The sequence below is a fragment of the Variovorax paradoxus genome, from assembly GCF_029919115.1.
Classification (GTDB): Bacteria; Pseudomonadota; Gammaproteobacteria; order Burkholderiales; family Burkholderiaceae_C; genus Variovorax; species Variovorax paradoxus_O.
The window spans coordinates 1,690,358-1,709,368 of sequence record NZ_CP123990.1 but is presented as its reverse complement, the minus strand read 5'-3'; the positions used below and the strand labels follow the sequence as shown (position 1 = coordinate 1,709,368).

Annotated in this window: 22 protein-coding genes; 16 read left to right on the top strand and 6 right to left on the bottom strand. The window is 66.1% G+C overall.

The genetic code is table 11. From position 1 onward, the window contains the following. The first annotated feature begins 492 nt into the window (after window positions 1-492). From QHG62_RS08420 to QHG62_RS08360, 13 genes are all read left to right on the top strand, one after another. Window positions 493-2,268: a methanol/ethanol family PQQ-dependent dehydrogenase gene (locus QHG62_RS08420; protein ID WP_432445608.1), complete on the top strand. Its 1,776-nt coding sequence runs from the start codon at window positions 493-495 to the stop codon at window positions 2,266-2,268. A 139-nt stretch (window positions 2,269-2,407) separates the two neighbouring features. Beyond that, a complete protein-coding gene (locus tag QHG62_RS08415; RefSeq protein WP_281150446.1) occupies window positions 2,408-2,818 on the top strand; it encodes a c-type cytochrome in 411 nt (136 codons plus the stop codon). Continuing rightward, window positions 2,815-3,723 (top strand): substrate-binding domain-containing protein, encoded by a 909-nt coding sequence (locus QHG62_RS08410; protein ID WP_281150445.1) that lies wholly within the window; start codon window positions 2,815-2,817, stop codon window positions 3,721-3,723. Before QHG62_RS08415 ends, QHG62_RS08410 begins: the two co-directional genes overlap by 4 nt. Before the next feature lie 15 nt (window positions 3,724-3,738). Further along, window positions 3,739-4,449, top strand: coding sequence for a hypothetical protein (locus tag QHG62_RS08405; RefSeq protein WP_281150444.1), 711 nt, complete (start codon window positions 3,739-3,741; stop codon window positions 4,447-4,449). Between the two features lie 32 nt (window positions 4,450-4,481). Next, a complete protein-coding gene (locus QHG62_RS08400) occupies window positions 4,482-4,853 on the top strand; it encodes a hypothetical protein (RefSeq protein WP_281150443.1) in 372 nt (123 codons plus the stop codon). Window positions 4,854-4,872: 19 nt separating this feature from the next. Then, window positions 4,873-5,862 carry a YncE family protein gene (locus QHG62_RS08395; protein ID WP_348638688.1) on the top strand — a complete coding sequence of 330 codons (990 nt, stop codon included), beginning with the start codon at window positions 4,873-4,875 and terminating at the stop codon, window positions 5,860-5,862. Window positions 5,863-5,909: 47 nt separating this feature from the next. After that, entirely contained in the window at window positions 5,910-6,455 is a 546-nt protein-coding gene (locus QHG62_RS08390) for an SRPBCC family protein (protein ID WP_281150442.1), read from the top strand. A gap of 28 nt (window positions 6,456-6,483) precedes the next feature. Next, on the top strand, window positions 6,484-7,503 hold the full coding sequence (locus QHG62_RS08385) for an AAA family ATPase (RefSeq protein ID WP_281150441.1): 1,020 nt from the start codon (window positions 6,484-6,486) through the stop codon (window positions 7,501-7,503). 16 nt (window positions 7,504-7,519) lie between these two features. After that, window positions 7,520-8,395 carry a DUF58 domain-containing protein gene (locus QHG62_RS08380; protein ID WP_281150440.1) on the top strand — a complete coding sequence of 292 codons (876 nt, stop codon included), beginning with the start codon at window positions 7,520-7,522 and terminating at the stop codon, window positions 8,393-8,395. Then, window positions 8,392-9,273 (top strand): calcium incorporation protein MxaA, encoded by an 882-nt coding sequence (locus QHG62_RS08375; protein ID WP_281150439.1) that lies wholly within the window; start codon window positions 8,392-8,394, stop codon window positions 9,271-9,273. Before QHG62_RS08380 ends, QHG62_RS08375 begins: the two co-directional genes overlap by 4 nt. 16 nt (window positions 9,274-9,289) lie before the next feature. After that, window positions 9,290-10,291, top strand: a complete 1,002-nt coding sequence (locus QHG62_RS08370; protein ID WP_281150438.1) for a vWA domain-containing protein — start codon at window positions 9,290-9,292, stop codon at window positions 10,289-10,291. Next, on the top strand, window positions 10,288-10,839 hold the full coding sequence (locus QHG62_RS08365) for an MxaK protein (protein ID WP_281150437.1): 552 nt from the start codon (window positions 10,288-10,290) through the stop codon (window positions 10,837-10,839). Before QHG62_RS08370 ends, QHG62_RS08365 begins: the two co-directional genes overlap by 4 nt. 2 nt (window positions 10,840-10,841) lie before the next feature. After that, the gene (locus QHG62_RS08360) at window positions 10,842-11,834 is read left to right on the top strand and encodes a vWA domain-containing protein (RefSeq protein WP_432445607.1); all 993 of its coding nucleotides are present in this window, start codon (window positions 10,842-10,844) and stop codon (window positions 11,832-11,834) included. Here QHG62_RS08360 and pqqE read toward each other — a convergent pair. The 5 genes from pqqE to pqqA all read right to left on the bottom strand — a co-directional run bounded on the left by pqqE (window position 11,818) and on the right by pqqA (window position 15,146). Then, complete coding sequence (gene pqqE, locus QHG62_RS08355; protein WP_281150435.1) at window positions 11,818-12,987, bottom strand: pyrroloquinoline quinone biosynthesis protein PqqE; 1,170 nt, start codon at window positions 12,985-12,987, stop codon at window positions 11,818-11,820. The genes QHG62_RS08360 and pqqE overlap by 17 nt on opposite strands. 14 nt (window positions 12,988-13,001) lie before the next feature. Beyond that, window positions 13,002-13,295, bottom strand: a complete 294-nt coding sequence (gene pqqD / locus QHG62_RS08350; RefSeq protein WP_281150434.1) for a pyrroloquinoline quinone biosynthesis peptide chaperone PqqD — start codon at window positions 13,293-13,295, stop codon at window positions 13,002-13,004. Further along, a complete protein-coding gene (gene pqqC, locus QHG62_RS08345; protein ID WP_281150433.1) occupies window positions 13,292-14,056 on the bottom strand; it encodes a pyrroloquinoline-quinone synthase PqqC in 765 nt (254 codons plus the stop codon). The genes pqqD and pqqC overlap by 4 nt, the downstream gene beginning before the upstream one ends. A gap of 24 nt (window positions 14,057-14,080) precedes the next feature. Beyond that, window positions 14,081-15,001, bottom strand: coding sequence for a pyrroloquinoline quinone biosynthesis protein PqqB (gene pqqB, locus QHG62_RS08340; protein ID WP_281150432.1), 921 nt, complete (start codon window positions 14,999-15,001; stop codon window positions 14,081-14,083). Window positions 15,002-15,071: 70 nt separating this feature from the next. Beyond that, window positions 15,072-15,146, bottom strand: a complete 75-nt coding sequence (pqqA, locus tag QHG62_RS08335) for a pyrroloquinoline quinone precursor peptide PqqA (RefSeq protein ID WP_010100094.1) — start codon at window positions 15,144-15,146, stop codon at window positions 15,072-15,074. A gap of 161 nt (window positions 15,147-15,307) precedes the next feature. On the opposite strand from pqqA, the gene QHG62_RS08330 reads away from it, so the two are divergent. From QHG62_RS08330 to QHG62_RS08320, 3 genes are read left to right on the top strand one after another with little or no spacing between them, the layout of a single operon-like run. After that, entirely contained in the window at window positions 15,308-16,309 is a 1,002-nt protein-coding gene (locus QHG62_RS08330; RefSeq protein ID WP_281150431.1) for an alpha/beta fold hydrolase, read from the top strand. Further along, entirely contained in the window at window positions 16,306-17,691 is a 1,386-nt protein-coding gene (locus tag QHG62_RS08325) for a histidine kinase (RefSeq protein ID WP_281150430.1), read from the top strand. Before QHG62_RS08330 ends, QHG62_RS08325 begins: the two co-directional genes overlap by 4 nt. Next, the gene (locus QHG62_RS08320) at window positions 17,688-18,344 is read left to right on the top strand and encodes a response regulator (RefSeq protein ID WP_281150429.1); all 657 of its coding nucleotides are present in this window, start codon (window positions 17,688-17,690) and stop codon (window positions 18,342-18,344) included. The genes QHG62_RS08325 and QHG62_RS08320 overlap by 4 nt, the downstream gene beginning before the upstream one ends. Window positions 18,345-18,353: 9 nt before the next feature. Here QHG62_RS08320 and QHG62_RS08315 read toward each other — a convergent pair whose 3' ends face one another. Next, a complete protein-coding gene (locus QHG62_RS08315) occupies window positions 18,354-19,010 on the bottom strand; it encodes an HAD family hydrolase (RefSeq protein WP_281150428.1) in 657 nt (218 codons plus the stop codon). Window position 19,011 lies beyond the last annotated feature (1 nt).

The window sequence follows — 19,011 nt, the reverse complement described above, 5'->3', positions numbered from 1 at the left end:
CCTCTGGCCGGCAAGGGTTTTCACTGTGATGAGTCCCTACTCATTTGCCTGCGCAGGCCGCCCACGCGGCTCATCAGGGCCTGGCATGCGTACTTCGCACGAGACACTTTGCGTCAAATTTGGATGCGCATTTCGCGCGCAGGCCACCGCATGCGTGTTGTGCTGCGCTGCGCAATGCTTTCGAACGCCCGGGATTTCCCTAGGTAAGCGTCCCATTGCGGCACACCACCGCACGCAGCAAGGGTGCGGTGGCGCAATGCGCTCCTGCGAGTGGTGCCGCGGGCCGTTGCATCGAACGCGCGATGCGCCATGGCGTGACAACGGTTGAAAACGGCAGGCATGGATGTTGCGGACCGCAGCATTCGCCAAAGCGATCGAAAGATCCGCGGGCTGCTGCCAGATCGTGTTCGAAACCCACTGAAATGTGAGGAGACATTTATGAAGTTTTCCAGGCAGATCGCCGGCCGTCTCGTACGGCATATCGGCGTCGCGATGTTGGCTCTTCCGGCTTTGGCGCTTGCCAATGCCGATGTAGAGAAAAACATCGCCAACTCCAAGAACTGGGCCACGCAAGCGGGCGATATGTTCAACCAGCGCTACAGCAAGTTGAATCAGATCACCAAGAGCAACGTGGGCAAGATGCAGGTTGCGTGGACGTTCTCCACCGGCGTGCTGCGCGGTCACGAGGGCTCGCCCCTGGTGGTCGACGGCACGATGTACCTGCACTCGCCGTTCCCGAACAAGGTGTTCGCGGTCGACGTCGAAACCCAGAAGATCCTGTGGAAGTACGAACCCAAGCAGGACCAGTCAGTGATCGCGGTGATGTGCTGCGACACGGTGAACCGCGGGCTTGCCTACGCCGAAGGAAAGGTCTTCCTGCAACAGGCCGACACCACGCTGGTTGCACTGGACAGCAAGACCGGCAAGGTCGTGTGGACGGTGAAGAACGGCGATCCGAAGGTTGGCGCCACCAACACCAACGCCCCCCACGTCTTCAAGGACAAGGTGATCACCGGCATCAGCGGCGGCGAGTTCGGCGTACGCGGCTACCTGGCTGCCTACAACATCAAGGACGGCAAGCTGGCCTGGAAGGGCTTCAGCACGGGGCCGGACGAAGAGATGCTGATGGACCCGGCCAAGACCATGACCTGGACCGACGGCAAGATGGCCCCCGTGGGCAAGGACTCTTCGCTGAAGACCTGGAAGGGCGACCAGTGGAAAATCGGCGGCGGCACCACCTGGGGCTGGTACAGCTACGACAAGGCGACCAATGCCGTTTACTACGGCACCGGAAACCCGTCGACCTGGAACCCGGCGCAGCGGCCCGGCGACAACAAGTGGTCGATGAGCATCTGGTCGCGCGACGTCGACACGGGCAAGGTCAACTGGGTGTACCAGATGACGCCGTACGACGAGTGGGACTTCGACGGCATCAACGAAATGATCCTGGCCGACATCAACGTGAAGGGCAAGCCCACCAAGGCGCTGGTGCACTTCGACCGCAACGGCTTTGCCTACACGCTCGACCGCGTGACCGGCGCGCTGCTGGTGGCCGAAAAGTACGACCCCAAGGTGAACTGGGCCACGCACGTCGACATGAAGACCGGCCGCCCGCAAGTGGTTGCCAAGTATTCGACCGCGCAGAACGGCGCCGATGTCAACACCAAGGGCGTTTGCCCCGCAGCACTGGGCAGCAAGGACCAGCAACCCGCCTCGTACGACCCCAACACCAAGCTCTTCTACGTGCCGACGAACCACGTCTGCATGGACTACGAGCCGTTCAAGGTCGAGTACACCGCGGGCCAGCCGTATGTGGGCGCCACGCTGTCGATGTACCCCACGCCGGGCAGCCATGGCGGCATGGGCAACTTCATTGCCTGGGACGCGGGCACCGGCAAGATCGTGCAGACCAAGGCCGAGAAGTTCTCGGTGTGGAGCGGTTCGCTGAACACCGCCGGCGGAATCTCCTGCTACGGCACGCTCGAGGGCTACCTGAAGTGCGTGGATGCCAAGGACATCAACAAGGAGCTCTTCAAGTTCAAGACGCCGTCCGGAATCATCGGCAACGTGTTCACTTATGAGCACAAGGGCAAGCAATACATCGGCGTGTTCTCGGGCATTGGCGGCTGGGCCGGCATCGGCATGGCTGCGGGCATCGACCCCGAGAAGAGCACCGAAGGCCTGGGCGCCGTGGGTGGCTACAAGGAACTGAGCCAGTACACCGAACTGGGCGGCTCGCTCACCGTCTTTGCGCTGCCGAGCAATTGAAGCAACTGAAGTTCAATTCAAGTGACTGAGGTTATTACCAAGGCGTCGAGAGATAGATAGACGCAACATGCGGACAGGGAGAGCACTCGCTCGAGGGCTCTCCCCCCGTACCTTCAAAGATACCGGAGACCCTGGAGCCATGAAATTTCGTAGTAAGTCAACGTTGCTGCCTTCCCTCGTATTGCTTGCCGGCGTCGCCTGCACATTGGCTGTGGCCGCTGCGCCCGACCCCGCGCCCTACAAGGTAACCGACGGCTACAAGGTGGACCCGGAAACCATGAAGGGTTTCCGCACCTGGCGCTCCGCAGCCTGCGACCGTTGCCACGGCCCCAACCAGGAGGGCATGGTCGGCCCGTCGCTGATCAACAGCCTGAAGACCATGAAGAAGGAAGACTTCATCAAGACCGTTCGCGACGGACGGCTCGACAAGGGCATGCAGAGCTTCGGCAACAACCCCGCGGTGATGGAAAACATCAACCAGCTCTATGCCTACCTGAAGGGCCGGTCCGACGGCGCGATCACCCGCGCCCGAGTGGAAGAAAACAAATGACCGCCCGGCAGCGTGCTGCCAACCCCCTTTCGGTCGATGCTCGCCTGCGAGCCAGCCTCCTGGGCCTGGTGGGCCTTGCCGGCGCGGCGCTCTGCTGCGCACCGCTTCCCGCCCAGGCGCAGGAAACGCCTCCGCGCAAGGAGTTTCGCGTTTGCCAGGACCCCAACAACATGCCCTTCTCCAACACCAAGGGAGAAGGCATCGAGAACCGCATTGCCGAGCTGTTCGGCAAGACGCTAGGCCTGCCGGTTGTGTACTACTCGTTTCCTCAGCGCCTGGCCTTCTTTCGCAACACGCTGCGCTTCAAGCTGCCGGGGCAGGACTACCCTTGCGACATCGTGATGGGTGTGCCCGTCGGGCTCGACGAAGTCTCGGTTACCAAGCCCTACTACCGCTCGACCTATGCACTGGTCTTTCCCAAGGGCAAGGGCATGGACAACGTGGCTTCGGCAGAGGACTTCCTGAAGCTCGATCCGGCCAAGCTCAAGTCGCTGCGCATCGGCATCTACGACCGTTCGCCGGCTTCGCAATGGCTCAACCGCCACGGCCTGCTCGAGCAAGGCATTCCCTACAAGCTCATGAGCGCCGACCCCGCGCAATACCCCGGCGAGATCGTCGAGAAGGACCTGGCCGAAGGCAAGCTCGACGCGGTGGTGGTGTGGGGGCCGATTGCCGGCTACTTCGCCCGGCGCGTCAAGACGCCCGCGCTTGTCGTGGTGCCGCTCAAGTCTGAAAAAGGCCTGCGGCTCGACTACCAGATGGCCATGGGCGTGCGCTACGGCGAACGCGAATGGAAGCAGCAGATCGAGGGGCTGATCGAATCGAAGGCGCCCGAGATCCAGGCCATCCTGAAGGAGTACGGCGTTCCGCTGGTCGATGCATCGTTCGGAGCGCCCAACAACTGACCGGGGTTCCCATCCATGCGCTTCGCCACTGTCTTTTCGCTTCGTTCTTCTTCTGCCTGCGCCCTGCTCTGTGCCCTGCTCGGTGCTCCCCCGGCTTCGTATGCCGAGGCCGACAAGCGCGACTTCTCGGCCGCCGAGCGGCTCCTGTTCATGACGCCGCAGCTGCAGGGCCTGCAAGCGCCCATGCTGCTGCGCTACACCTTTGGCAAGGACGGGAGCTTCGAGGAAGCGTTTGCCGACAACGTGACCGTGGCACTCATTGCCAAGGCCAACGGCAGCTGCTGCGACGCAAAGGGCGCGTTCCTGAGCGGTGCCCGCAAGCTTGCCGTGCCCGACGTGCCTGCGGCCGAGGGCAACCCCGTCATCCTCTATTTCCTGGAGCATGACGTGCGAGAAATGAAGCGCCTCACCCGCGGCTCCGAGAACCATTTTCGCAAGCGCATCCGCATGGCGATCTACCAGGACGCCGAGGTGCGCGACGTGTCTTTGCGCTACCAGGGCCGCACGGTCAAGGGCAAGGAGATTGCGTTCAGCCCGTTCCTGGACGACCCGAACCGGCCCAAGTACGAAAAATTTGCGACAAAGAACTATCGCTTCACCTTGTCCGATGCAGTGCCGGGCGGCGTCTACGGCATTCGCACCTACATACCGGGCGAAAGCGCCACGGCCCAGCCCCTCGTCGTCGAGGAACTGCTCATCGACGGGGCCAAGGCGCCGGCGCGCTAGCACAGCCCTTCTTCGATATTCCAGCGAACGCCATGAAAAAAATCCTACGCGTGCTTTGCCTTCTCGGCCTGCCCATGGCCGTGCATGGCGCCCCGCAGCATGCCAACGACTTTCCCACCATCGACCGCGTGCTCTACGTGCAGGAATGCATTGGCGCGCATCCGGACGCGGGCAAGTTCGAAATGACGAGCAAGTGCTCCTGCGCGGTCGACGCCATGGCCAAGGAAGTCAGGTACTCGGAATACGTGGACCTGAGCACCGCGGCCAAGGCCACAACCATCGGCGGCGAACGTGGCGGCTACATTCGCGACTCCGAAAAGCTGCAGGCCGACATCAAGCGCTACAAGGCGCTGCAGGCCAAGGTGAACAAGGGCTGCTTCATCGGCCCTCCCACCGCGCGCTGAGCCGCAGCAACCCGGGCACATGGCGATGACGGGTTACGCGGCACCTGTGCGCATCGGGCTTGCAGCCATGGTGCTCTGCTGCACCTCGGCCTTGGCCGCGCCGTTTGCGTACATCACCAACCAGGGCAGCCACGACGTGTCGGTCATCGACCTTGCATCGCAGCAAGTGGTGGCCACCGTGCCTGTGGGCCGGTCGCCCGCGGGCGTGGTGGCGTCCAGCCGCGCGGGCCGGGCCTTCGTCTCCAACCCCGACGGCAAGACGATCTCGGTCATCGACATGCGCCGGCAGCAGGTGGTGAACACGCTGGCCGCCGGAGACGGGCCGGTGGGCATCGACATATCCGGCGACGGAAAGCACCTGTACGTGGCCGACTGGTACAGCAGCCGGCTGCTGGTGTTCGATGCACTGGCCGAAGGCGCCTCGAAGCCGCTCGCCTCCATTGCGGTCGGCCGCGCGCCGGCTGGCGTAGCGGCGCATTCGGATGCCGCCACCGTGTTTGTGGCTGAGCGCGACGACGACAGCGTGGCCGTGCTGGATGCCCGGTCTCAGCGCGTGCTGGCACGGGTGCGCGTCGGCAGCCATCCGTTTGCGCTGCTCTACGACGCGCCGCGCGCCCGGCTCTATGCACTCAATGTGCAGAGCAACGATGTTTCGGTGATCGACGTGCGCGACATTCGCCGGCCGGCCGTGGTTGCAACCGTGAAGGTGGGCAAGGCGCCCTACGGCGCGGCGCTTGCACAAGGCGGCGCGCTGCTGTACGTGACCAACCAGCACGAAGACTCCGTGAGCGTGATCGACGCCGCTTCGCTCAAGGTGCTGCGCACCCTGCCCGGCTTCGGCTACCCCGAAGGCATTGCCGCACATGGCAACCGTGTGTATGTCGTCAACTGGATGGACGACAACGTGCAGGTGCTCGACGCCGCAACCGGACAAAAGCTCAAGACCATTGCCACGGGGCAGAACAGCCGAGGCTTCGGCGCTTTCATCGGCGCGCCAGTGGAGCATTGAATCTTTTCGACCGACCCTTCCCAAGTTTTTTCATCACGGACGTTTCCATGCCGACTCATCCCTTCAGCCGACGAACACTCCCCGTTCTTCTTGCATCCGTTCTGCTGGCCGCATCGGCTTCTAGCCTGGCCCACGGGCCGACACGCCAGAAGGTGAGCGAAAAAGTCACCATCGAGGCGCCGGCCGATGCCGTGTGGGCCAAGATAAAGAACTTCAATGCGCTGAAAGATTGGCACCCAGCCGTGGCCGACAGCCCCGCTGACAAGGGCAATGCCGAAGGGTCGGTTCGCACCGTCAAGCTCAAGGACGGCGGCGCGCTGATCGAAACGCTCGAAAGCTACGACGACGCGCAGAAAAAATACAGCTACCGCGCAAAGGACGGCGGCGCCCTGCCGGTCACCAACTACACCTCAACCCTTTCAGTGGTGGCAGACGGCGGCAAATCCGTCGTCGAGTGGCGCGGCGCCTTCTACCGCGGCTATCCCAACAACGATCCGCCGCCGGACAAGAACGACGAAGCCGCCATCAAGGCCGTGACCGGCGTCTACCGCGGCGGGCTCGCCAATCTCAAGAAGATGATGGAGGCGAAGTAGTCCCCCGGGCCTCCTTCAATCACACACCATGGGCTCCCAGGAACAACTCGAAGACTGGCGGCGCCTTGCGCTGCGCGTGGAGAGCGAAGTCGCCAAGGCGGTCATCGGGCAGACCGAGACGATTCGCCTCATCAACGTGGCGCTGTTCGCGCGCGGCCATGTGCTGCTCGAGGGCGACGTGGGCGTGGGCAAGACGACGGTGCTGCGCGCTTTCTCGCGCGCCATCGGCGGCGATTTCGAGCGGGTGGAAGGCACGGTCGACCTGATGCCGGGCGACCTGGTCTATCACACCTATGTCGATGCGCAGGGGCGCCCGCGCATCGACCCCGGGCCCTTGCTGCGGCACGGCGAGCGCCTGGTCACCTTCTTCTTCAACGAGATCAACCGGGCTCGGCCGCAGGTGCAGTCACTGCTGCTGCGCGCCATGGCCGAACGCACGGTGTCGGCCTTCGACCGCGAATACAGCTTTCCGCACATGACGGTGTTTGCCGATCGCAACAAGGTCGAGCGCGAAGAAACCTTCGAACTGGCCTCGGCGGCGCGCGACCGCTTCATGTTCGAGCTGAACATGCCCAAGCCGAGCGACCGCGCCATCCGCCAGTCGCTGGTGTTCGATACGGCTTACCACGACACCGAAAGCCTCATCGACAAGGTGGCGCCCGCCATACTGCCGTGGGACCGGCTCAACGCCATTGCCGCAGAGGTGCAGCGCAGCGTGCGCGCCAGCGAGACCATCGAGCGCTATGTGCTCGATGTGTGGGAAGCCACTGAGGTGCCGCAGAAGTTCGGCATCCGGCTCGACAACGTGGACATGGACCGGCTGATTCTTGCCGGCGCCAGCCCCCGCGGCATGAGTGCGCTGCTGCGCGCGGCGCGCACCGTGGCCTGGCTCGAGGGCCGCTCGCACCTGGAGCCGGCCGATCTTGCCGCGGTGCTGCCTTCGGTGCTTGGGCACCGCGTGTTCTTTACGCCGGTGTACGAATTGCGGCGTGCGGAGCTGTCGGAAGCTCTGGTGTCCCAGATCATGGACAGGATTGCGGCGCCTTGACGCCGCCGAGCCCGCCATGGAGCGCATCGACGAATTCCACTATCAGCTGCCGCGCCGCTTCGGCGGCTGGCGCCCGGGTGCGCAGCGCGGGCTGAGCCAGGGCAGCGGGCAGGAGTTTGCGGCGCACCGGCGCTTGTTCGACCACCCCGATCCGCGCCGCATCGACCTGCGCGCCAGCGTGCGCGACGGCCGCGGCGACTGGCTGGTGCGCATCCATCGCCTTCGGGTCGCCATTCCCGTGCATGTGGTGGTGGACGTGTCGGCGTCCATGCACTTTGGCGCCGAGCGGCGCAAGCTCGACGTGGTGGCCGACCTGGTGGAGGCGCTGGGCTACAGCGCGTTTCGCGCGGGCGACACGGTCGGCCTGTTGGCTTTTGACCAGCGCGAGCGCGAAGACCTTTTTGTGCCCGCACGCCACAGCCGCGGCAACGGCAGCCTGATGGCGCGGATGCTGCGCGAATGCCATGCAACGCCCGGCGCGCCGCCCACCGACGACTGGGCGCTGACGGGCCTGCAGCGCGCCACCGAGCGCCTGGTGGGCCGCGGCGGGCTGGTGTTTCTGGCGTCCGACTTTCACTGGTCGATCGACGCACTCGGCGAGCTGCTTGCGCAGTTCGCGCCGGCCTGCGTCGTTCCGCTGGTGGTGTGGGACCCGGCGGAGATGGAACCGCCCGACGCGCGCGCACTGGTTGCCCTGAGCGATGCCGAAACCGGCGTGCGGCGCAGCCTGTGGATGCGCGAATCGCTGCGCACCCGGTGGCGCGAATCGGTCGCAAGGCGTCGCGCCGAACTCACCGCCTTGTTCAACGCGCACGGCATGCCGCCCTTTCAGCTGAACGGCCGCTTCGACGCCGAAGCACTCACGCGGTACTTCATGGAGACGACGGCATGAACCGGCTCCGTGCGGCCGTGCTGGTGCTGGCCATGGCTGCAGCCGGAGCGTGCACGGCGGCAACCGCCACCGTCGAGCAGCCGCGCGCCTTCGGCCACGTGATCGGCGACGTTCTCACCCAGCGCGTGCTGCTGGAGCAGGCCGGCCGGCCGGTGCAGCCCGGTGCGCTTCCCAGCGCCGCGCGCATCGACCTCTGGCTGGAGCGAAGGCCCTCGCGCATCGAGACCGATGCCGAGAGGCGGCGCTGGCTGGCCATCGACTACCAGGTCATCAATGCGCCGCGCGCGCTCACCGCCATTTCGCTGCCCGCGCTCGACATTGCGACCGCGTCGGGCGACGCACTGGCGGTGCCCGCGTGGCCGGTGAGCATCGGGCCGCTCACGCCGCTCGAAGTGCAGGCGCAAGGCGATCTGCAACCGCTGCGACCCGATCGGCCGGTGGCCGCGCTTTCTACCTACGCCGTCGAGCAGCACCTGAAGTTTTCGCTTCTTGCGCTGCTGGCGGTGGTGGCGGCCTGGCTCGGCTGGTGGGCATGGCGCAACAGGAGCGAAGCGCAGCAGCTTCCGTTTGCAAGCGCCTGCCGCGAGCTCAAGCGAATCGGCGACCCCGGCAGCCCGGAAGCTTGGCGCGTGGTGCACCGTGCGCTCAACCGCAGCGCCGGCCGCGTGGTGCACGGCGCCAGCCTGCCGCAGCTGCTTGTGGCGGTGCCCTACCTGCAGCCGCTGCAGCCGCGCCTCGAGGATTTCTTCCGTGAATCCACGCGGCGCTTCTTCTTTGCCGAGAGCGCCGCGGCCGCGTCGGCGCGACCACAGGGCGCCTACCCGCTCAAGCCGCTCTGCCGTGCGCTGCGCAACGCCGAAAAGCGCCACCGGCACTGACCTCCCCGCCCGAGCCATGCGATTCGACCTTGCCCAACCCTGGATGCTCGTGCTGCTGCCGCTTGCGCTGCTGCCGCTGCTGCGCAGGCGCAGCGACACGCTGGGCTTTTCGTACCTGGCGTGGCTGCCGGCGGATCGCATCGGCCGCCTCGTGGGCTTTCTGTGGCGCGCGTTCGCGGTGGGTGCCATGGCTTTTACCGTGCTCGGCCTTGCGGGGCCCGGCCAATCGGGTGCGGTGGTGGAGCGTGCCGGCCGCGGCGCGGAGGTGCTCATTCTCATGGACCGCAGCAGCAGCATGGATGCGACGGTACACACCAACGGCCTGCAGACGGCAGGCCGCATGTCGCAGGAGCCCAAGGCCAAGGTCGTGCGCGACCTGCTGAGCGAATTCGTTGCCAAGCGGCCCGACAACCGCTTCGCTTTCATGACCTTCAGCACGGTGCCGATCGTCGCGGTGCCGTTCACGCAGAAAACAGACACCGTGCAGGCTGCACTCGCCGCCACCGCCATTGGCCGCGGCCTGCCCGAAACACGCATGGGCGCCGCACTGCTGGCGGCGATCGAAGAGTTCGAAGGCCGCAGCTATTCAGGAAGCCGCGTGATCCTGATCGTTTCGGACGGCGGAGCCCAGCTCGACGAGGCGACGCGCCAGCGCGTGAATGCCGGCCTTGCGCGCGAGAAGATCGGCCTGTACTGGATCTATGTACGCAGCGGCCCGAACTCGCCCAATCTCAACACCGAGTCGGCCTCGGCCTATGGTCTGGGCGAAGAACTGGCGCTGCACCAGTTCTTCAAGACGCTGGGCACACCCTACCGGCTCTACCAGGTGGACGACTCCAATGCCATGGCGGCTGCCATGGCCGAGATCGACCGTCAGCAGAATTTTCCGCTGACGATTCATGAGCGCGTGCCGCGGCGGGACCACGGCGCGGCCTTCTATATTGCGGCCATGCTGTGCTGCGCGGGCCTGCTCGCCTGCCGCGCGGTCCAGCTGCAAAGCTGGCGAAAGAACGCATGAAGCGGCGTACCGTTCACCTGGTGTTCGGCGTGTTGAGCCTGTGCTGCGTTGGCGTGGCAATGGAGCGCGGGTTGCGCCTGCGCCAGGCAACCGGCTTGAACGCCGAAATCGCCCGCATCGCTGCGGCCCCGGTGGGCAAGGATGCAGCGCCCGCACCCGTTTCAGCGCCGCGCCAGTTGCAGTTGGCGCAAGCGCTGGCGCTTTCGAAAGCCGGCGCGCACGATGCGGCGCTCAAGGGCTATGCGGCGCTCATCCAGAGCGGCGAGCGCGACCCCGTTGCGCAGCAGGCCATGTTCAACCTGGGCAACATGTACCTGCGCCAGGGCATGGCGCAAGAAGCGGGTGCCCTGCCCCTCTTCGAACTGGGCAAGCAGCGCCTGCGCGACCTGCTGCGGGCCGCACCGCAAGACTGGGACGCTCGCTACAACCTGGAGCGTGCGCTGCGCCTGGCGCCCGAGGACCAGGAAGCCTTTTCAGCCGAGCAGCAACCGGCGCACGAGCAGCGGCGGGTGCGGGTGCCGGGCTTCGTCGCCGGAGACTTGCCGTGAGGCTGCCGTTGCGGGCCAGTCGATGGCTGTCCGTTTGGCGGCGCTTCGGCGGCAGCTCCGGCAACGGGCCGCTGCTGCTCGCCCTTGTGCTGCTGGCGCTTGCCGTCTGGCCGCCGCGCGTGCAGCTGCAGCGCCCGGTGTTCAACTGGCAAGTGAGCTTCGACATCACCCAAAGCATGAACGTCGAAGACGTCGAGCTCAACCAGGCCGCCGTAAGCCGGCTCGCGCTGGCGCGTGCGGCCATGCGCGACGTGCTGGGAGCGCTCCCCTGCGGCTCCAAGGTGGGCTGGAGCGTTTTTGCAGACTACCGCTCGGTGGTGATCCTCACGCCAGTCGAAGTCTGCAGCCATTACGAAGAACTGCTGGCCTCGCTCGAGCGCATCGACGGGCGCATGCGGTGGGCCAATGCGAGCAACGTCAGCAAGGGCGTGACGTGGGCGGTGCGCGGGGCGCGCAGCATCGGGCCGGACACAAGCTTCGTCTTCATCAGCGACGGGCAGGAATCGCCGCCGCTGCGCATCAACGAAACGCCGCCGATGACCGACATCAAGCCCGGCGATGTGAAAGGCTGGCTCATCGGCGTAGGGGGTGATGTGCCCGTGCCGATCCCGAAGACCGGCAGCAATGGCGAGCCCGCGGGCTACTGGCGAGCCGACGAGGTGGTGCAAGGCTCGGCCATGGGCGGCGCGCTGAACCACGAACATCTTTCCGAACTGCGGCAAGACCACTTGCGCTCGGTGGCGGAGTTGATGGGTGTGAACTACCGGCGCCTGAACAAGCCCGATGCCCTGCTGACCGCCATGCTCGACAGCCGCTACGCGCAACAGGTGCCGACAGAAACCGACCTGCGGTGGATTCCCGCACTGCTTGCTTTGCTGCTGCTCGCGTGGCGCTTTGCACCCGATTTCGGCTGGCTGCGCGAGCGGCAGCCGAAGAGGCAGGAGAAGAAGGCGACCGGCACCGCCCGGCCGCGCGGGCTCACTCGCCCGGCGTGACGAGTGCTGCCGAAAGCCGCCGCGAATTGGCCGGATCGCGAAACACCAGCGGATGCTCCACCGGCGCCGCCGGGTCGCGCGCTGCAGCGCGCTCCACCGCCTCGACCACGCGATGGTGGTCCGGGCTCTTTGCGCACACGGGGTCGGCCGCGGCCGCATCTTGCGCCAGCAGGTAGGCCTGGCAGCGGCAACCGCCCAGGTCTTGCTCGCGCTGGTCGCAGCTTGCGCAGGGCTCCTTCATCCAGCCGGTGCCGCGGTAGCGGTTGAAGCCTTCGGAGTCGAACCAGATCTCGCGGAGGCCCTGCGCCTTCACGTTCGGAAACTCGAGTCCCGGCAGCATCTTGGCAGTGTGGCAAGGCAGCGCGGTGCCATCGGGCGCCACGGTAAGGAACATGCTGCCCCAGCCGTTGACGCACTTCTTGGCCTTGCCCTCGTGGTAGTCGGGTGCCACGAAGAAGATGCGCATGCGCTCACCCAGGCGCTTGCGCCAGGCATCGGTCACTTCCTCCGCATGGCGCAGCTGCTCGTGCGTGGGCAGCAACTGGTCGCGGTTGACGAAGGCCCACGAGTAGTACTGCGTGTTGGCAAGCTCCAGGTACTCGGCCCCCATCTCGTGTGCCATTTCGATGATGCGGTCGATGTGGTCGATGTTCATGCGGTGGATCACCACGTTCAGCACCATCGGCCAGCCCTGCTCCTTGATGATCCTGGCCACCCGGTTCTTAAGCTCGAAGGTCTTGGTGTGCGAGAGAAAGTCGTTCATCTCGCGCGTGGAGTCCTGGAACGACAGCTGCACGTGGTCCAGGCCCGCGGCCTTGAGCGCGGCGGCGCGCTGCGCCGTGAGGCCGACACCCGAGGTCAGCAGGTTGGTGTAGTAGCCCAGGCGCGCGGCCTCGGCGATGATGATTTCGAGGTCGTCGCGCAGCAACGGCTCGCCGCCTGAAAGGCCGCACTGCACGGCGCCGAGTTCGCGGCCTTCGCGCAACACGCGCAGCCAGTCGTCGGTGCCGAGCTCGTCCTCCTGTTTGGCAAAGTCGACCGGGTTGAAGCAGAAAACGCAATGCAGCGGGCAGCGGTAGGTCAACTCGGCCAGCAGCCAGAGCGGTGGTCCGGGGCGGGGTGCGGCGTTCGTCATGGGCGTCATGGGCGTCATGGGCGTCATGGGCGTTATGCAGGGTCCCAGCGCAGCCAGTTCTGCTGCGCCGCCATTTCGACGAAGCCGCGCACCTCGGGTTCGAGGCCGGTGGTGTCGAAGGCTTGCTCGAGGTCGGCCACTATTTGTGCGACGCTGCGTTCGCCGTTGCAGCGCTTCATGATCTCGCCCGCGCTGCCGTTCAGCCGCACCATGCCCTCGGGGTACAGCAGCACGTGGCAGTCTTGCGCCGGCTCCCATTGCAGGCGAAAGCCGGGGCCGACACGGGGTTTGCTTTCGGCGGTGAGCATGGCTCTGGTTGCTGTCATGTGCTGCTGACCCCGTAGCGCGTGGCCATTGCATCGTTCATGGCCCAGAGAATGTCGAGCTTGAACTGCAGCACCTCCAGCGCGCGCTCTTGCAGCGCACGGGTATCGAAGTGGTCGAGCGTGATCGCCAGGCCCTGCTCCACGTCGCGCCGTGCCTGGCTCACCCGGTTGCGAAAGTAGCTCAGGCCGTCTGGCTCGATCCAGCTGTAGTGCTCCGGCCAAGTGGCCAGGCGCTGCTTGTGGATTTCGGGCGCGAAGAGCTCGGTGAGCGACGAACACACCGCCTCTTGCCAGGGCGCGCGGCGCGCAAAGTTCACGTAGGCATCGACCGCAAAGCGCATGGCCGGCACCACGTGGCGGAGGTCGGTCACCTCTTCGCGCGACAAGCCCACGGCTTCGGCCAGGCGCAACCAGGCCTCGATGCCGCCTTCGTCCTTGATGCCGCCGAGTTCGAAGCCGTCGTGGTCGAGAATGCGCTGCACCCAGCCGCGCCGCACCGCGGGATCGGGGCAGTTCGAGATCACCGCGCCGTCCTTGATGGGGATCGCTATCTGGTAATAGAAGCGGTTGGCCACCCAGCCGCGGATCTGCTCCGGCGTGGCTCGGCCGCTGTTCAGCATGACGTTGAACGGATGGTGGATGTGATAGCTGCGGCCGCGCTCGCGCAGCCTGGCTTCGAACTCGTCGCGCGTCCATGCCGGCGCGTTTTCTTCGCTGCCCGCGGCCGGTCGAAACGGATCCTGGATTCTGTCGGCGTGCATGGTCGTGGGCCTGGCGTTCAGGCTTCAGAGTTGAATCGTCATCCCGTCCTCGCAGGGCTCGATGCCCGCGCGCCGCAGTTGGGCGTGCTCGTCGGAGTCTTCGTCGAGGATGGGGTTGGTGTTGTTGATGTGAATCAGCATGCGCCGCGTGCCCGCGGGCAGCCGTGTGAGCCACTCGATCATTCCGCCCTCGCCCGACTGCGGCAGGTGGCCGATCTCGCGCGCGCGCTTGCCGCTGACGCCAAGGCGCACCATTTCGTCATCGGTCCAGAAGGTGCCGTCGACCATGACCGCGTCGGCCGTTGCCATGGCGTCGAACACGGGCGGCGTGATCGCGCCCAGTCCCGGGGCATAGAACAGGCTCTTGCCGCTCTTGCGGTCGAACAGGGTCACGCCGATGTTGTCGCCCGGCACCTGCTGTTCGCGGTGCGGCGAATACGGCGCGGCCTTGCCGGTGAGCGCCATTGCGCGAAAACTCAGGCCGGGCACGCCCGGCACTTCGAAGGCATTGCCGTCGAGCGCAATCGGGTGGCGCGCCACGCCGCAGTAATGCGAGAGCACGCGAAGCACGGGATTACCCTGGCTCAGGTCTTCGGCGACAGGGTCGGTGCACCACAGTGGCAGCGGCGTGCCCCGCTCGCGCAGCATGAAAAGGCCCGTGGCATGGTCGACCTGTCCGTCGATCAGCACCACGCCGGCAATGGCGGTGTCGCGCAGCGCGCGGCCCGGTTGCAGCACCGGGCTGCTGCGGATCTGCTCGAGGATGTCGGGCGACGCATTGAACAGCACGCCGTCGTCGCTGTCGTCGGGCCGCACGAAGATCGACGACTGCGTGCGCGGCTTGGCACGCACAGTGCCGGAACGCACACCCGCGCAGTTGGGACAGTTGCAGTTCCATTGCGGAAAGCCGCCGCCCGCGGCCGAGCCCAGAACGGTAATGCGCATCGAATAAGAAAGAAGGGGTTCGAAACAACCCGCCCTGGCGTGCCGGGACGGGTTGTGAAGAAGCGCGCAATCAGCGTGCGCTGACGTACATCGTGATCTCGAAGCCGAAGCGAAGATCAGTTGCCGTCGGGGTTTCCCATTTCATAGAGTCTCCTGAAAAGGTTACACAGCACCACCTGGCTGCTGCGGGAACTTCGAGTGCTCCAGGACGCATATTGAACCGATGCACCGCCGCAACCTAGCCGTGAAATCATGAATGGGACTTCATGATTTTCATGAATAGCGGCAATGGGGCCACCGCGTACCATGGCCCTCGTGCTTTCTACCGGCCTGTACCCAGAAACCCAGCCCTGGCGCACCCACGCCATCGAGGTGCCGCACGGCCACGTGCTGCATGTAGAAGAAAGTGGTGATCCGGCCGGCCTCTGCGCCGTGGTGCTGCATGGCGGGCCTGGCTCGGGCAGCTCGCCGCTGCTGCGCCGCTTCTTCGACCCTGGGCGGTACCGCGTGATCAGCATCGACCAGCGCGGTGCGGGCCGGAGCCGACCGCGCGGTGCGACGGCGCACAACCGCACGGAGGATCTGCTCGAGGATTTGCGCCTTGTGCGCGAGCGGCTCGAAGTGCCGCGCTGGCTGGTTGTCGGTGGTTCGTGGGGCGCCACGCTGGCGCTTGCGTATGGCGCATTCGAGCCGCAGGCAGTTGCGGCCTTGCTGCTGCGCGCGGTCTTCTTGGCGCGGGCCGAAGACATCGAAGATTTCTTCCAGGACACCGCGGGCCGTGCGCCTGACGCATGGGTGCGGTTTGCATCGGCAGTGCCGCCTGATCAGCGCCACGACATGCTGGGCTATCTGGCTCGCGGCCTGCAGGAGCCCACGACCGGAGCCGATGCAGACTTGCCCCGGCGGCTTGCCCTCGCTTGGTGGCATTGGGAGAGAACACTGTCCAGCAGCCAACCCCTATCGAACGCCGAGCCACAACCCGACCGCGAGACGCTCGACGCGCTGGTCGATCGCTACCGCGTGCAGAGCCATTACCTGCTGCACTGCTGCTGGCTCGATTCGCCTCCCCTTCTCGACCGGCTCGATGCGCTCCCCCAGGTACCCACTCTGCTGCTGCACTCGCGCGACGACCGCATCTGCCGGCCAGAAGGCGCACAGGCGGTGCACGAGCGCATCGCGCACGGCCAGCTGCGCTGGGTCGATGGCGCGGGCCACGACCCTTCGCATCCGGCAATGGCATCGGCCATGGTCGCCGCGCTCGACAGCTATGCGCTGCATGGCCACTTCGGCGATGGGCCCGCGTCATGACGCTGCGCCTGAAAATCAACCTGATCGTCAGCCTGCTCACGCTGCTGTTCGTCGCGGCCATGCTCGCGCTGCAGGTGCGCGCCATGCGCGAATCGGTGCATGAAGAAGTCGTGGCTGCCAATCGCGTGGCCGCGCAGTTGCTCAACCGCACCGCCTGGCTCTACGCGGCGCAGGGCACGCCGGCCATGCTGTCGTTTCTGCAGGGTGTGGGGCGCGTCCGGTCCAACGACATCACGCTGCTCGACAACGACGACCGCGTGCTGTACAGCTCGCCGACCTCGGTCTACAAGGCCGGGCGCGATGCGCCGGACTGGTTCGCCGGCCTGGTCTCGCCGCCGCCCTCGCAACTGTCCATCGCGTTTCCGGGCGGGCGGCTGATGGTGCTGTCGAACGCATCGCGTGCGGTGCTCGATGCGTGGGACGACTTCGTGCTGCTGATGCTCAGCGCGCTCGGCCTGTTGGCGGTCGTCAATGCGGGCGTGTTCTGGCTCGTGGGGCGTGCGACCCGGCCATTCGCCGACATCGTCCATGCCCTCAACCAGCTCGAGAGCGGGCGCTTCGACGTGGCGCTACGCGCCCTGCCCGGCACCGAGGCCGCGGCCATCGGCGCTGCGTTCAACCGCATGGTCGGCATGCTGCAGCAGCACATCGAAACCGAGCGGCGCGCCGTGCGGGCCGAAAGCCGCCTTTCCGAAAGCCGCGAACTCGGCCGCTGGGTCGACCAGAAGATCGAGCAGGAGCGCCGCCTCATCGCGCGCGAGCTGCACGACGAGTTGGGGCAATCGGTGACCGCGATGCGCAGCATGGCGCTTTCGATTGCGCAGCGCGTGCAGGCGCTCGATCCGCAGGCCGAGCAGGCCGCACGCCTGATCGCCGAAGAATCGGGCCGGCTCTACACCGCCATGCACGGCATGATTCCCCGCCTCACGCCCTTGGTGCTCGACAAGTTCGGCCTGGTCGCCGCCCTGGAAGACCTGGTGGAGCGCACGCGCAACAGCCACGGCGACGTGCAGGTCGAATGGAGCCTGGAGCTCGAGCTAGACCGCCTTCGACTCGACACCGACACCGCGCTGGTGCTTTATCGTGCCGCGCAGGAAGGCATTACCAATGCCCTGCGCCATGGCGAGGCGCACCGCATCGTGCTGGCGCTGCGGGGCGACGAACAATCGGTAAAGCTCACCCTCACCGACGACGGCCGCGGCCTGCCCGGCCCTGAGGCTGCAAGGGAAACCAGCACCGGGCACTATGGCCTGCGGTGGCTCGCGGAGCGCATCGACAGCCTGGGCGGCGAATTGCGCCTCGAACCCGCCGTGCCCAGCGGCGCCCGATTGACGGTGCGGCTGCCCATGCGCGCAGGCGAAACGGAGAACACAGACACATGACCCAGGCAGTTCAGGCGGCCAAGCCGATTCGAGTGATGCTGGTAGACGACCATGCGCTGGTGCGCATGGGCTTTCGCATGCTGCTGGCCGACGCGCAGATCGAAGTGGCAGCCGAAGCCGACACCGGTGAACAGGCCTGCCAGGACTACCCGCAGGTGCGGCCCGACCTGGTGGTGATGGACCTTTCGATGCCCGGCATGGGCGGCCTCGAAGCCTTGCGCCGCCTGCTGGCCCACGACCCGAAGGCGCGCGTGCTCGCCCTGTCGGCGCACGAGGACACGATTCATCCGCGCCGCGTGCTGCGCGCCGGTGCCCTGGGCTACCTGGCCAAGCGCAGCGCGCCCGAAGCGCTGATTGCCGCTGTCAAGGCCGTGGCGCGCGGCGAGCGCTACATCGACGCGAACACCGCCCAGGCGCTGGCCACGGCGCAGATAGAGGGCGAAGCCAACCCCGCCGACCTGCTCAGCGAGCGCGAGTTCTCGGTCTTCATCCAGCTTGCGCGCGGCATGACGGTGGCGCAGATTGCGAGCACGCTGAACCTTTCGCTCAGCACGGTGGGTTCGCACCTGTACCGCGTGAAGCAGAAGCTGGGGGCGACCAACCAGGCGGAGCTGACGTGGGTGGCGCTGCGGTGGGGGTTGATTCAGGTGTAGCTCGGCTCGTCAGCTGCGCTCGACAACCGGCCAGCCGCTCAGCACGGCCCTTGCACGCAAGCGCTCATCCGGTGCTACAACCACCGGACTCGACACCGCCTCCAGCAACGGCAGATCGCTCGCCGAATCGGAATAGAACCACGACTGCTCCAGCGCATCGAGCCGCGTGCCGCGCAGCGCCAGCCATTCATTCACATGCGCCAGCTTGTGAACGCCGAAGCACGGATCGCCGTCTATGCCGCCGTCGAGCGTGTCGTCGATCACGAGTGAGCGCGTGGCCAGCACGTCGGCAACGCCGAATACGCGTCCGAAGGGTTCGGCGATGAAGCGGGTCGTGGCGGTGACGATGGCGCAGAGGTGGCCGGCGTCTTGATGCTTTCGCACCAGCGCACGCATCTGGCCTGGAACCCGAGGTTCTATCTCGGCTTCGAATTCGGCCGCCCACTTTCGCAGCCTCGCCATGCCGAAGCTTGCCAGCGGCGCAACGCTCACGCGGTGCAGCTCGCGGATGTCGAGCGTGCCATCGACATACTGCTGGCAATAGCCGAGGTAGACCGTTACGGCATCCGCCGGCAGCACGCCGCGCGCCACCAGGAACTGCGTCCACGCCATGCCGCTGTCGAACGGAATGAGCGTGTGGTCGAGGTCGAAGAGCGCCAGTTTCATT